Raw genomic sequence first — 13,831 nt, 5'->3', positions numbered from 1 at the left:
AGCGGTATATTCAGGAACTGTAAATTACTTCCATGACCTGTTCTACTTTTTTAGGGATTTTTGGGTATCATTACAGGAAAAGCCAGGGGATTAGCTCGGCAGCTTTTTTCCCGGGATACGGGACTGAATAACAGGCTTAAAATCTCCAACAGGGCACAGTCCGTTTTGGTGCCGGTAAGCGTTGGTATGGATGTCAGTTTGCTATTATGTTTATTAACCGCAGAACGAAACAACATGGAACAAGATCCTGTTTTAATAATAACCAGCTTCCGGAAAACTGCGTTTCGATTGTTTGAAGAGCTTTACCACGATTTTAAAGAGCAGGCTGGGAAATTAGACCGTCAAACAGACGAAAATGTATTTCAACAGTTGTGTGGAAGATACGAGCGCCGGCTGCAATACCAATTGGGCCTGGAGGCCAAAGATTTGATACGCACTTATAAACGAAACGACATATTACAGTTACAGCAATCGCTTACTGAGCATATTACGTATTGCCTGTTGGAGTTTAAAAGAAAAGCCGGTAGCCTTTAGAAGGCGCCATTAGCCGGTAATCTCCAGCTTTGTAAATCCATCTCCATAAAAAACGCGGGCCAGATCTTTATTTCCGGTCTTGTCATATTCAGCAATCCTGCTTTCATCTACAATCCGCCAAAAATTTTTCAGCTTTAATTCATTATAGTCTGTTGTTTGTATAAATAGCCCTTTAATTGAAGAACGACTTTTAAACCAGATCTCGAATACGGGTCGGTTTTGTTTTTTTATGACGCTGCCTATTTGTTCGGATGTCATATAAGTAAATATATTTATCGGGAAGGTTTGTGACGTAACAGGTTTGTTTATAATGATCAATGGTTTATAAGTGCATAATTATTGTTCAACGATTATGCCTGATAATATGGGCTTCATTCATCCAGCTAAACTGCATGTGAGCCCGGTGCTGTCTTTTAAAAATACATGGTATCAAATTCAAATAGTGATCAAAACACTCGGAGGACTGAAGAAATACCCAACTCCCCCAATTCTGTTATCAGGCTTCCCTATTGAAACCCAACCGTTATTTATGATTGATTTTGGTTAAACTGCGTGAATGAAAGCGGAAAGAGACAGGAATACAAAAAGTCAGAGAAATAAGAACCGTAGAAAATTTAAATTACTTTATGTGCTATTGCGTTGCTGAAGATACACTATTAATAACATACTACAACAAAAAAAATATATTGCCGGATTACCTGGACTCAAAAAAGGAAATCAGGTATAAATTTAGAAGATATCAGATGGAGTTGCTTCAATATGGTTCCCTTTACAAAAAGAAGATTAAATACCTGCATCAGGAGATTGTTTTTCCTTTTTGAATCTTCGTATAATTTTAATTACAACAGGCACCGTAACCAGCACAATAATTGCCATCACTACATAATTAAGGTAAGGGCGTAAAAAGGGCATGGCTCCTATTACATAACCGGCAATTGAAAAACAAAGTATCCATCCTACAGAACCAATAAAGGCAAATAACAAAAAACGGCTGAATTTTTGTTGGATGATGCCCCCAACAATGGGAGTGAAAGTGCGAATCAAAGGAAGAAATGCACCAACAATCAATGCCATGCCGCCATATCTTTTATAAAAGTTTTCCGCTTTTGTTAAATACTGCTTTTTAAAAAAAGCTGAATCTTCCCTACGATATAAAATAGTCCCTGTCTTATAACCGACAATATAACCCGTAATATTTCCCATTAGTGAAGCTAAAATTCCTAAGCTGCACAGCGTAAAAAAGCTATGGTCCAGCACATTGGTAGCAATCAATACGCCTGCCATAAAAAGAAGCCCTCCACTTGGAAGAAAGAAACAGAAAAAAAGGCCTACCTGCCCATAAATTGCCAGGCAAACAAGTAGTAACCCGCCATATTGAATTAGTGCCTCGGGATTAAACATTTGATTTTAGTTAAACAAACTGCTTTGAAAAGCTACTTAAAATTCTCTTTTGGATAAAACAAATTTTTGTTTACGGCAAAATTTGATTGTAACAGCACGATATAAGGGCGCAATAATCGTAAAATCATCCATTTTAAACTATATTTAGCCGCGGAAAGCGACCTGCCTCTTTAAATATAAGAGAGCCAATCTCTTTTAATTTTTGTATCGCCCGACTCACTTTCTGCCTCACGATTTCCAGCTGTGCATATCCAACCTCAAAATCTGCATCATACCTTGCCGAGCAATAGGACTTTTGAAGCAGCCGGAATGCTTCTTGTTCCTTTTGTGTTGCTCCGCAAAAATCTGCTGCAATGCCAGGGGCTAAAAAGCCAAAGTATTGATTAAGGTGGTTGATGTTATGAATATGCAGCTCCAGCCCGGTTTGGGATTTAATAAAGGCCGTCAGTAGCAGCTCTGTAGCTTGGTGATACATGAAAAGCGCCAGCTTATACTGTTTACGAACGGTAAAAAGCTCTGCCCCGGCAATGTATTCATTAAAAAGGTTAAAACATTTTGGGAAACCCGATTTAATCTTTTCCGGAATGCTTTCCGCAATAATATCCTTGCTCCATTCTTCAAGTTCCGGGTTGGTGTTATAAATAAACGGGGCGTTTAATAAAACAGTTAACCCAAAAGAATCCTTTGCACTTAGCCAATGTACAAAAGTACTTGTTTGTATTACAATGCTGCTAACAGCATGGAAGTGGTTACACTTTTGCTCAATTTCATCCTGGTACATTTTATGCCGCTTATCATCGCCAGTAATCAATACCAGCAGCCAAAAAGCCGAGGTGTGCGCCCCGGCAGCACAAGGTTCTATAAATATATTGTGAGCGGTATCTTCTTTTTTACCTAAAACAAAGATGGTGTCCACCTGTACAATTTTGGTAATAGTGGCCACCACCTTTGTGGCTATGGCTTTATCTTCTTCGGTCAGATAAAGCGCCTTATGGTTAGCAACGGTTTCTTCTTTCATGGTTAACTGTTTTTAATATGCCGGGGTTTGCGGAACCATTTTTTAAACCACCAGGTTTCGTGCTTATCCCTCCATTTGGCGTAGCGGTCTACCATTTTACCATTGCTTTCGCGTGGAAATAGCAGGCCAACGGCATCCATTTCCTTAAAAATTTCCCGGATGTCTGCTTCCGTATAATGCTCCTGCCCGTAGCCGTGTGCAATAAAATAGTTAATCAGGTGTTCTTTCTCTGTGTCCCGGCCCTCGCGCTTCCAGCTGCCGCAGGACAGGTTATCCATAAAGTCGGTTAGGGCCTCCTGGGGCGTTACGTCCATCAGGCGGCAGAGCAGCAAAAATTGATATGGAAGAATGAAGTTAAAGTCAGCAAAGCGCTCGTAGGCTCCGGTTTGCCACTTTAGTTCCGGCTTGGGTTTGTGCCGTTTTTGCATGGGTGTGGGTTTCTTTTTCATAGTTTCTGCATTTATGTCCTCAATCTCCACCCGGTACGTCCGCTATCCTAAATGAAAAGGCGATAATTTATTGGAAAAATGAGGTATTTTAGCGGGGCGATTTATTTATCTTTGAAAAACGCTGTAAGGCATAAAAATCAAATCTTATGGAGAAAACAATACATCAGGGCAGAAATGTAAAGCGGTTCAGGGAAATGCTGGGTATAAAGCAGGAAGCCTTGGCTTTGGATTTAGGTGATGACTGGAACCAGCGTAAAATATCGCTGCTGGAGCAAAAGGAAGAAATTGAAGAACCTTTGCTAAAACAAATTGCTGATTTATTAAAAGTGCCGGTAGAAGCGATTAAGAATTTTGATGAAGAGCAAGCTGTGAATATTATTGCCAATACATTTCATGATAGTGCGGTAGCTAACACTTTTACAGAAAATTCACAAGCTAACTTTCATTGCACCTTCAATCCCATAGATAAATGGGCTGAGGAAATTGCCGAAAACCGGAAACTATACGAACGCTTATTGCAGGCTGAAAAGGAGAAGATGGAGCTTTTGCAGAAGTTGTTGGAGAAGGTGGGGAAATAAGATAATTTCATTTGTTTTTATATGTATGGAAAATCTTGGAATGATTGCTATAACCCCTTTAATTTCAAATCATGAAAGGATAATATAAGCATTGAACTTCTCTTCATATATTTCAGTGGCAGGATATTTTTTGAAATGACTAATGATTTTATTTGGTAATTGGAAATCTTCAGTTTCTCATATACCAGTTTCCTATTATCCTGTAGCCATTGATCTCTTTTTAAATGGCGGCTTATTAGCCCTTGTTTTTTTGGAGTGCCTAGGTAATTATCTATTTCAGATTTAAAATCATACGCGGTTTTTGACATAGAAGTGTTCTTGCATTCAATGGAGTAAACAATTTTTTTTTCATCATCAATCGCTAAAATATCAATATCCCCTCTGTCTGAATCTGCCTGAAAGAAACCACTTGGGCTAATCTTAACTTCATAGGAAAAAGTTCGCAACTTTGTATTACTATTAAGCCAGGTTAAAACCTGGTCTCTGAATCTTTTACCTTTATAATTATTTATTTCAGATAACAAATCGAGCAATTTCTTATTTTTCCGATTTATTTTTAAGGTTCCCTTAAAAAACAGTGACAAATAGTTTTCGGAAGCCATTAAAAGATGTCTTGCACTTATTAAATAATATAAATGCTCCCCAGATTTGTACTTTATAATGGGTTTTAATAAATATGAAAGACGTCTATTATATCGCCAAGGGTAAACTTCCCAAGACTCATATCCTTTGGGAGCTTTCAATATATCTTCTCGATCAGGAAAGGCCAACAAATCAAAATAAGCCACTATATCGCTATCTGAAAAATCGGAATTGGCAGACAAGAATTTAGCCAGTTCTTTTTCTGATATTTTTTCGACAGAAACACTATTGTGGATCATTCTTGTAGCAATACCGTATGAAATTGTATCAATTGTTGTTAAACCAACTCCCCATTCCTCTTGAAATATTTTATTAATGCGCTCCATTGATGGGCCCGTCACACGTGAATTAGTAGCCTTTCTTTTTACATCAAAATATTCACTAAAGCGATCAGAATACGAATAAAGCTCTTGAGAATTATAATCATCCCTAAATCCCCGTAACGTTTCGTTTTCAAATTCTCTACTAATTCCTAGTCGACCAGACGGTAACTTTCCCATTTCTGGATCTGATATTCCAAATTTAATGGAATCAGAATATGCCCCATAGGTAATTAATTCTATTGCATGTGCTAGTAATACGTCTATATCATCGTCATTGCACTCTTTAGATCCTTGTGGCAAAATACAAGCAGCAAATTCAATCAACACTCTAAGGGATAATGCCACCTCAATACTCTTTGAATTTTCTTCTGCATATTCCTTTTGAACATCATAAAATTTGTCAAGACACGAAACTTTCATTGGATAACTAATCTTTCCAAAGGATTGCCTTTGAATAATAGCTTCATGTTTTTTCATCAAAAACATCAACAACTTTTCTCCATTATATTTTTTTAGTTCGTTAATAATTATGTTGAAATGCAGTCCGACCAAATCGTTAAAAAGCTTACATTTTTCTTCGGACGTTTTTATGGTTGTGGGTATTTTTTTTGAAGACTTAAGCCAATTCAGTTGATTTTCCAAAACGAATGACAAGTCGCTCAAAGGAATATATCTTACGTCTACAAGATCTGTTTGTGCAATAGTTATATCACGATCTCCTGTAACTGAAATAATCATTTTACGGTTTCCGAGAGGAATGCCTTTCTCTAGTATGTTTTCTTTTTCTGTTAGCGTCAGTTTAGTTCCCAAGTTAAGTTTCTCAATGAGTTGGCCCATTAAATCTAATAAATACGAGATAATCATTCTTTCGCCGGAATTATCAGGAGAAACTATAAACTTAAGTATCTGATAGGGTATAAAAAGATACATTACCCTGTCTTCCGCAATAACATTGGATTGAAATACAGGCAATTCATCTCCCAATTCATCAAGATCTCTTTTGCCATAAAATTTTTCTTCAAGATCTATAAGTATTGTTATAGGAGCAGCTCCTAAGCTGTTAACAAACTTAAACAGAATTGGATACATGTCATTTAGCCAATACAAAATACCATTAACATAAACATCTGAAAGAGGATCGATTAATCTGCTACTTATAACCCAAATTGGACATTTATATTTTAAAAGGCATTTTTTTATTTTTCCTTGTTGATATTCTTCGGAAATATAGACAGGATAATGTTGCTCTGCTCTTACGCAAGGGGCAGTTAGCATTTTCCCTTCTTCCAAATAATATTTAATCCCACGTTTATCAATCTTGGTTAATGCTTCTCTTGTTTGGTTCCCTTCAATATCTAAATCTAGTACAATAAAATTATATGGCTCTTTATCTGGGTCTAAAAAAGATTCTCCATTTCTTTCAAACCAATAATATTTTGCTATATGGCTATTATAGGGTGAAAAGTGTATTTTATCCATAGCACTGTCATAATATTTGGCATATTTCCATAAGCTAAGTCTTTCCAATTTGTAATTTGATGAAATTATTTTAAGCTCTTGACTCGAAAGAGATAAAAACACAGTATCATTCGGCATCTTTTTAAATCCCAAACTAATTTGAGATAAAACTCTGCATTTATTTAACATAAATAGCAGCAGAACTTTGGAATGAGGATAAGCACTCTTTATCTTTTTTGAAACTTGGTTGAACCTTTCATTTATGTTACGTTCCATTGACGAATCTGCTATGAGTTCTTTGTCCTCTTTTGGTGTACATAAAAAAACATGGCAAAACTTATCTTCATCAAATTGATATAGGGAATCATTATAAGCTATAAAACCGGAAACATGTTTAACATCAGATAAATCAAGTTGGACTTTTTTCCAATGCATCCTTCCAAATCTTGGAGCAGTTTCGATTTCTATTCTTCTTGTACATGCTGTAACAAGTTTTTCATAGCAATTGTGCTTTTGTGCAGTTCTGATTATAAACTCGTTTAAACATATTAACTCTGCAGATGGGACAATTAAGTAATAAAAATTTTCAATAATTACGAATGGCGCTCGATACAAAGGATTATCTAAAGAATCAAATTCTAAATCTTTAAGTGGAAGTTCACAAGAAAATTCAGAAATAATGGAATAGGGTATATTAAGCTTTAAACAAATCAGCTCCAACTCCTGTTTTGTGAATTTTAAAAATTCTTTGTGGATATTAAGTTGTTCCACATCTGGAAAGTAAAGATCATCTGACACAATCTCTTCATAAACATTATATGTCAATTCCAGTTTATCTGCGACTGAATTTAAAATATGTAATAGAAACATGACTCCTGAAGAAAGTTCTCTCCGGAATTGACTTGAAAATAAATGTTCATTATTAGATGCATCTAATAATGTTTGAACAATTTCAACTCCATTAACAGCAATCCCATTAAATACCGTATTGTTTCCATTATAGAATATTATATTACCCGTAAAGAAATCTTCCGGCGGATCTTCTAAATAATGTTTTTTACATTTTGAAATAATCTCCTCCTTAACTGTTCCTAGGTCTGACTGGATAGTTGTAGTTATTCCTGTTTTTAAAATATTGCTTATAGCATACTCTATTCGAATATACTTTCCTTGATTTTGAGGATATAGTTGAAGAATTGAAAATAGTTTTAATAGCTCAATTTTATCATATCTTTTGATAAATGTATATGTGGCACCTGATTTTTGGAGGTTAGGAAACTCATAATTTGGTATAGGAATTTGAGCTAATTCCGCATTTTTATCTAAACAGCACCTTTTATACTTTTTACCACTTCCACAGGGACAAGGAGCATTTCTACCTATTTTCATAATAACAGTAAGTTTTAGTCTTCCAGTTTTTATTTTTTATAATGGAGCAAATCATTATTACTCCTATGTGTACAAGACCATTTTGCTAAAATACTTAGTTTTGTTGGATTAGAAAAACAAGTTGGCATATCATTTTATGTTTCATGATGCATCCGCTCAGTAATCTTCAAGGGATGTAATTTGTCACTTTTAAGAGTATCAATTGTTTGTGTATTAGAATTACGTAATACAATTGCCAGCGCCAGAAAAAAGCTCAATACCATTGCCAGGATCAATATTGTCGTCCTTTCTGAGTAGGTGCTTTCAAACTCCATCCCCAGGAATTTTATTTTTAGCTTTCTTTTTTGGAGCATAGCCAGTATGTTTAACCGAGTTATTTAAAATCTAACCTTTTTTCTAAATCCCCATCCGTAATGGTCATTTTTTGCACCAGGATGGTTCTCCTTTGTGGATTTGTGTGTAAAGCTATTTCAGCTTTTTCAGAAGCGGGCGGACACGAAGGCCATTTCGCCCGCTGAAACCTGCTCCAGGAGTAGGCCGAAAATTTATTTCTGGCAGAATTGTCCGCATCAATTTCCCCAAACAGTGATTTTACCGAAACAAAGAGCTCTAATTGGCGATTATTGATTTTGTCTGTTGTTTGCGATCAAATCCAAGGCAGCGCTGACAATGCCGTCTATTTGCCCGAGAGAAGCTACCCCGGCTAAATCTTCATTCAACATTTGCAGCTCTATTCTGACATCTTTTGAGCTTCGCATCTTTAGGATACGTGAAACAGTCTTGAAAAGGCACTTTTTTAAATACAAAAACTGCTTTTGGGCGGAGTTCTTATCAATCAATGCTGTACCATTAATAATATTCCAATAATGGTAATACGCATTGATTGCCTTGAAATTATTTACTGAATCAGGCTGCACCAGGCTCATACGGATAAGATTTTCGTAGTTCACCTTTGCTGAATACTGTTTTTGTGTCATAAGTAAAAATATTTTGCTGCAATGATAATTTGAAGCCAACGTTTCAAAAAGGACAAAAAACGAGGGGTAGTATTTAGGCTACCATTGTGCGTAGATAAATTTTAAAAAGAAGAAATCAAAAACTATCGAGGGGACAGATCCCGTAAAAGTTTATACTATAAGTATATTATTGGATGCTATGGCCTGAAAGAATACAAGTTTTTATGCTAAGTACTGGCTATAAAGGATTTAGATAAAATTTTGAATATCAGTTTCATCTGGTATTTTTATTAACTTTGTATCATATAGATTTTCTTTTACAAAGATGAAGACAGTTGAAAAATACACGACTTTTGAACAGCTAAAAGCTGCTGAAAAAGCCGCTTCGGATACCAAAGCGAGTTTGAAAAAGCATGCCAGCTTTGAGATGCTTGTAAATAAGATCTATATAGCCAAAACAGGTAAAAGCATGGCGTCCAAAGCCGCTACTTTAAATGGCAAATAATACTTCCGATAGTTTATTAACCGTTTGTAAATTGCTCCAAAAGTACCAGGTGCTGTATTTGTTGGTGGGCGGAACTGCGGTGGCGTTAAACGGGTATTTCCGCCTTTCAATAAATGATTCAGGAGAATTAACTGATAAACCGGATATAGACGTTTGGTTTAATCCTACTTATGAAAATTACTTTAAGCTGATCGGGGTTATAGAGGAGTTGGACTATGATGTTTCTGAATATAAAAACGAAAAAAGCCCCAACCCACATTCTTCTTTTTTCAAACTAAAATTTGATGAGTTTTCTTTGGATCTTATCCCACAAATTAAGGCACCGGTAAAGTTTATTGATGCATATAAAAGAAAAGATACCATTGAAATTGAAGGCATCTCAATTAATGTAATAGGCTACCCGGATCTTATACTGGATAAACAGGCCCTGGGGCGAAAAAAGGATCTGGATGACGTTCAGCAGCTTAAAAATTTAAAGAATAAAAATTAATAATTCAAAAGCCATCTTAATATTAAGATGGCTTTTGCTTTAGGAGGGTTGTTTATCCAATACTATCAGTTTTCATTTTAAGTATTCTTCAAATTGTTATTAATATCTAAAGAATTCCTCCTTTTCGTCTTCTGACAAAATATATTTCCAAATTTTCCATGCCTTAACTATACTATAGAAAGCTTCATATTCTGTATAAAAATAACAGCGATCCTTGTGTATACCATAATTAGCGTAGAAATAATTATTAAACGCTTCATAGTTCTTTTTCTCTTCCACGGATTTCGCCTTATAAGGATCGGGCGTAATTTGAAAATAGGTAACATCAACACCAAGTTCCCTATCTCCGGTTGTTACTGTGTCACAACATTCAACTCCCAGAATGTGCCCAGCTAACAACGTACATTCAAAAAGAAGATCATCTTCATTTATATCAGCATGGTGCTGCGGTGTTTTCTTATTTAAAGGAAAAGTCTTTCCAGAGAATCCATAATCCATAAGTAACTTATATTAAAATTATCTACTGCTTTAGGTTTTCAATCGTAAGATGAGTTTTACATTCGGGGCAGACTGGCTTCATATTTTCTATTGCTTCTTTTATACCTGACAAGCGATCCGTACTAAAGCTATTGCCTTCTATATTTTCCAACGAATATTTTTCCCACATATTACTACTATATGGAGTATCATTTTCGCTTAATTTTATTTTACCCTCATGACCACATTCGCAAATCAGTTCATAATAACTTGTCATTGCCATAGTTGATAATTAAATTTTTAAATTAAAGAGTTTGAAATTTTTCAAAATTGCCAAATGTCGTAAAAGGTTAAATGGTGACAATAGTGAATTAAAGGTTTCGATATTTGAAATTAGTGTCTGTGTATATTTTGTTTCGTTATCAAAATCCTGCTTTGTAAAATGTTTAGGGGTATGCCATTTGTTGTTATTAACATCAACATAAAAGCCTTTATTTTTTTTCAAATTTGCTTGTTGCAGCCAATCCAAGGCATTTTTGAAATTTTCTGAATTCTCTTTTTTCTTTTTTGCCCAAAGAATTACTCTATAAAGTAAAGAGAATTTTGCCTTAAATTTTGCGTTCTCTTCCTGTGGCAAACTCTCAATAAAATCAAATCGCCACTTGTCCTTTTCGTAAAGATTAAGAATCTGATCTATAAAAATTTTAAAAATGATATTAACAGCTATAATTAGCCGATGTTTACTCTTATGATTAGTAAATACTTCTCTAAACTGTTCTGAATCCATTTTAGGAAATGAGTGTTTTAGAAGAATTACAACTGCTTTTATTGCTTCTTCCGCTGAAAGTATATTTAATGAGCAAGCGATTCCATATTCACCATTTTTTGCAGACAATTCAGCAATTTTTGAAATGGCTTTTGCATTTTCAAGTGCAAGTTGGTAACCTTCTCTATAAAAAGATCTTCGGTATGGTAATTTCAATTCCTTGATATTTATGTCAACTTCTCTAACGCAAATCTCTTCCTACCAATATACTTAGTTTTATTGAAAGCGGTCAAAACAAGTTATACACAGGTCGTTAAAACCTGTGATTCCACTGCTTGAACAGAAAACGATTCTGCTAAAACAAAGCATCATTTAACAGGTAACTGGTGCTTCTGCCGCCTGCTGGCTCTTTCACCAACAGTTGCCGGTTTATCAGGTCCTGGATATCCCGTATAGCAGTGTCTTGTGAGGTTTTGGCAATTTTTGCCCATTTGGAGGAGGTGAGTTTACCAGTAAACCCATCCAGCAATTTATTCAGCATCAGCTTTTGCCGGTCGTTTAAAGTATGCGTAGCCGGCTGTTTCCAAAAGGTTGCCTTCCTTATTACCCCGGCTAATGTGGTGCCTGCTGCATCTATGGATCGTTCCAAACAGCCCAGGAACCAATGGATCCATGGAGTTATATCCATCCGGCCTTTCTGGGTTGCCTCCAGTATATCATAATAGGCTTTGCGCTCTGCCCGGATTTGGGTAGACATGCTGTAAAACCGCTGGCGGCTTTCATCTGCACGAGCCAGCTGCATATCTGTTATTGCCCGGGCAATACGACCATTACCATCATCAAACGGATGTATCGTCACAAACCATAAATGGGCAATAGCTGCCCTTAATACCGGGTCTGTTTTGTCCGGAGCATTAAACCAATCCAGGAATGCTTTCATTGCTGCGGGAACCTGGTCTGCATCCGGTGCCTGGAAATGCACCGTTTCCCGCCCCATAGGGCCGGATACAACCTGCATGGGATCATCAGGCAGGTTATCCCGCCATTTGCCGGTTACGATCCGGTGCATACCGCTGCGCCCCGCCGGGAACAAAGAGGCATGCCAGCCAAAAAGCCGGTCTTCAGTAAGTGAGTCCTGGTATTGCTGGGTAGCATCCAGCATCATTTCCACAACGCCCTCCACATTACGATCGGCAGGAACTAAACCGGCTATATCCATTCCCAAACGCCGGGCTACAGAAGAGCGCACCTGTTCGGCATCCAATACCTCACCCTCTATTTCACTGGATTTGAGCACATCTAATGTAAGGGTTTGCAGGGTAGCTTCCTCCCGCAGGCTAAACCCCAGGTTTTCCATCCGTCCCAATAGCCGGCCCTGCTGATGGCGTACGCCTGCCAGTAAGGAAGCTATTTCTTCCGTATTACATTGAAAATGAGGCCATTGGGCTAATTGATAGATGTACATTCTACGCGTTTTATGCAACGAATATATCGAATATTCTCCGCATGATCAATTTTTATACGCAAAAAAACGCGGAGAATAATAGTGTTATTCTCCGCAGGCTATCATAATGTAACTGCTATAGCACGCCACAGATTTCTGTATTTCCCTGGCTTCTGCATTCTTTAGTTTTATAACCCCAGGGTATTTTCTCGTTGTTTGGTTTGGATAAATGCTGTTTGCTTTTGCAAGGCTTGCCGGTTATTGCTTTCTATTTGTTTTTCGATAGTTTGTAACGAAAGGCCAATGTCACTCCCCTTAATTTTAATGCCTTTTTCATCCATAAAAGCAATACCGCGTCCTTTAATAATTTCAATACGTAATTCCTTTGCTTTTTGCTGAAAACGTTCTATCGTTTTTGAGGATCGTAATGCTTGCTTCAACTGTAATTTAAGTTGTTCCTTTCGCTGGTCATTCCTCGGGAGTAGTTGTTGCTGCTTTGCTAAAAAGCGCCTGGGGCTTAGCACTTGCTGCAATTGATATTTGCGTTCCATTTTTCGGCAGAACTCCGCCATACGTTTATAACTATTACTATCCGATACATTTGTTTTGCCAGCAAAGCCAATACGGTTAGCTACTATATGAATATGCTGATGCTGCGTATCCTTATGTTCTACTGCCAGAAATTGATTCTCAATAAACCCGAATTCTTTTGCACAATCCTGGACAATATAGATCAGCTGCGCCCTGGTCAATTTCTCGCCAGGAGCAAAGCTCAGTGTAAAATGAAACACCGGTTTGGATTGTTTGGGGTTGAGCTTTCTCACTTCATTAAAGTCCCGCACCAGTTCCTTTTTATTCCCGAAACATTTATTAAAGAGTAAAACTTCCGCTCTGTTATGCACGATGGTTTGATCCCTATTCACCTCCATTTTTTTATCTTCCAGGCAGTATTTGATACACCCGGCAAATCCCTTTCCTGTAATCGCCTTACCAATCATCTTAAATTGTTTTTAATATCCAGAGTCAGCTCTTTTACCTGTGCTGCCAGTTGCCTTAATTCTGTGCGCTCAAAGGCATTAAAAGCCTGCGCCGCATTATTTTTATACGCCAGTGAATTTATATTAGCCGCAAGGTGGCTAAGTTGGGCGGCGAAATCTAAAACTTCTTTGGGCAACGTTTTCTGCCTGGTATCAATATGACTATTGAAAGCGGCTTCACGTAAAAACTCGGAAACAGTAAGCCGTACCTGTCTGGCTTTTGCTTCAATGATTTGCAGCTCTAATGCGCTGCAAGCTACACGTAGCCGATAGCTACGTTTTACTTCTTTCCTTGGCCTGCCGCCCTTGTTTTTTTCATTTGGTGTATTCATACTATATTAATTTTAAAGTTTGACAACCGCGC

At 37.0% G+C, this 13,831-nt stretch carries 17 protein-coding genes; 4 read left to right on the top strand and 13 right to left on the bottom strand.

From position 1 onward, the window contains the following. Positions 1–234: 234 nt before the first annotated feature. Positions 235–534, top strand: a complete 300-nt coding sequence (locus tag NIASO_RS05455; RefSeq protein WP_008582816.1) for a hypothetical protein — start codon at positions 235–237, stop codon at positions 532–534. A 9-nt stretch (positions 535–543) separates the two neighbouring features. On the opposite strand, the gene NIASO_RS05450 is transcribed toward NIASO_RS05455, so the two are convergent. The 4 genes from NIASO_RS05450 to NIASO_RS05425 form a co-directional block, all read right to left on the bottom strand. Then, positions 544–792: a hypothetical protein gene (locus NIASO_RS05450; RefSeq protein WP_008582819.1), complete on the bottom strand. Its 249-nt coding sequence runs from the start codon at positions 790–792 to the stop codon at positions 544–546. A gap of 525 nt (positions 793–1,317) precedes the next feature. Further along, positions 1,318–1,935, bottom strand: a complete 618-nt coding sequence (locus NIASO_RS05435; RefSeq protein ID WP_008582825.1) for a DedA family protein — start codon at positions 1,933–1,935, stop codon at positions 1,318–1,320. A 133-nt stretch (positions 1,936–2,068) separates the two neighbouring features. Then, positions 2,069–2,953 (bottom strand): HEPN domain-containing protein, encoded by an 885-nt coding sequence (locus NIASO_RS05430; RefSeq protein ID WP_008582827.1) that lies wholly within the window; start codon positions 2,951–2,953, stop codon positions 2,069–2,071. Between the two features lie 2 nt (positions 2,954–2,955). After that, positions 2,956–3,402, bottom strand: coding sequence for a hypothetical protein (locus NIASO_RS05425; protein WP_008582829.1), 447 nt, complete (start codon positions 3,400–3,402; stop codon positions 2,956–2,958). Positions 3,403–3,548: 146 nt separating this feature from the next. On the opposite strand from NIASO_RS05425, the gene NIASO_RS05420 reads away from it, so the two are divergent. Beyond that, a complete protein-coding gene (locus NIASO_RS05420; protein WP_008582831.1) occupies positions 3,549–3,980 on the top strand; it encodes a helix-turn-helix domain-containing protein in 432 nt (143 codons plus the stop codon). A 47-nt stretch (positions 3,981–4,027) separates the two neighbouring features. On the opposite strand, the gene NIASO_RS20405 is transcribed toward NIASO_RS05420, so the two are convergent. The 3 genes from NIASO_RS20405 to NIASO_RS05405 form a co-directional block, all read right to left on the bottom strand. Further along, positions 4,028–7,792: a YecA family protein gene (locus NIASO_RS20405; protein WP_008582833.1), complete on the bottom strand. Its 3,765-nt coding sequence runs from the start codon at positions 7,790–7,792 to the stop codon at positions 4,028–4,030. Between the two features lie 134 nt (positions 7,793–7,926). Next, a complete protein-coding gene (locus tag NIASO_RS05410) occupies positions 7,927–8,145 on the bottom strand; it encodes a hypothetical protein (RefSeq protein ID WP_008582834.1) in 219 nt (72 codons plus the stop codon). A gap of 267 nt (positions 8,146–8,412) precedes the next feature. Further along, complete coding sequence (locus NIASO_RS05405; RefSeq protein ID WP_008582836.1) at positions 8,413–8,769, bottom strand: hypothetical protein; 357 nt, start codon at positions 8,767–8,769, stop codon at positions 8,413–8,415. A 304-nt stretch (positions 8,770–9,073) separates the two neighbouring features. Between NIASO_RS05405 and NIASO_RS05400 the strand changes: the two genes are divergently transcribed. Continuing rightward, a complete protein-coding gene (locus NIASO_RS05400) occupies positions 9,074–9,253 on the top strand; it encodes a hypothetical protein (RefSeq protein ID WP_008582838.1) in 180 nt (59 codons plus the stop codon). Then, positions 9,243–9,743: a hypothetical protein gene (locus tag NIASO_RS05395; protein ID WP_008582840.1), complete on the top strand. Its 501-nt coding sequence runs from the start codon at positions 9,243–9,245 to the stop codon at positions 9,741–9,743. The genes NIASO_RS05400 and NIASO_RS05395 overlap by 11 nt, the downstream gene beginning before the upstream one ends. A gap of 99 nt (positions 9,744–9,842) precedes the next feature. Here the strand turns inward: NIASO_RS05395 and NIASO_RS05390 are convergent, their stop codons facing one another. The 6 genes from NIASO_RS05390 to NIASO_RS05365 form a co-directional block, all read right to left on the bottom strand. Continuing rightward, positions 9,843–10,241 carry a hypothetical protein gene (locus NIASO_RS05390; protein WP_008582841.1) on the bottom strand — a complete coding sequence of 133 codons (399 nt, stop codon included), beginning with the start codon at positions 10,239–10,241 and terminating at the stop codon, positions 9,843–9,845. A gap of 22 nt (positions 10,242–10,263) precedes the next feature. Continuing rightward, complete coding sequence (locus tag NIASO_RS05385) at positions 10,264–10,503, bottom strand: hypothetical protein (protein WP_008582843.1); 240 nt, start codon at positions 10,501–10,503, stop codon at positions 10,264–10,266. A gap of 9 nt (positions 10,504–10,512) precedes the next feature. Beyond that, entirely contained in the window at positions 10,513–11,202 is a 690-nt protein-coding gene (locus NIASO_RS05380; RefSeq protein ID WP_008582846.1) for an AbiV family abortive infection protein, read from the bottom strand. Positions 11,203–11,341: 139 nt separating this feature from the next. Beyond that, positions 11,342–12,451, bottom strand: a complete 1,110-nt coding sequence (locus tag NIASO_RS05375; protein ID WP_008582848.1) for a Fic family protein — start codon at positions 12,449–12,451, stop codon at positions 11,342–11,344. Positions 12,452–12,618: 167 nt separating this feature from the next. Beyond that, complete coding sequence (locus NIASO_RS05370) at positions 12,619–13,428, bottom strand: relaxase/mobilization nuclease domain-containing protein (protein ID WP_008582849.1); 810 nt, start codon at positions 13,426–13,428, stop codon at positions 12,619–12,621. Further along, on the bottom strand, positions 13,425–13,799 hold the full coding sequence (locus tag NIASO_RS05365) for a plasmid mobilization protein (RefSeq protein ID WP_008582850.1): 375 nt from the start codon (positions 13,797–13,799) through the stop codon (positions 13,425–13,427). Before NIASO_RS05365 ends, NIASO_RS05370 begins: the two co-directional genes overlap by 4 nt. Positions 13,800–13,831 lie beyond the last annotated feature (32 nt).

Origin of the sequence: Niabella soli DSM 19437 (assembly GCF_000243115.2) — a bacterium.
Taxonomy (GTDB): domain Bacteria; phylum Bacteroidota; class Bacteroidia; order Chitinophagales; family Chitinophagaceae; genus Niabella; species Niabella soli.
This window is presented reverse-complemented; position numbering and strand designations above follow the sequence as displayed.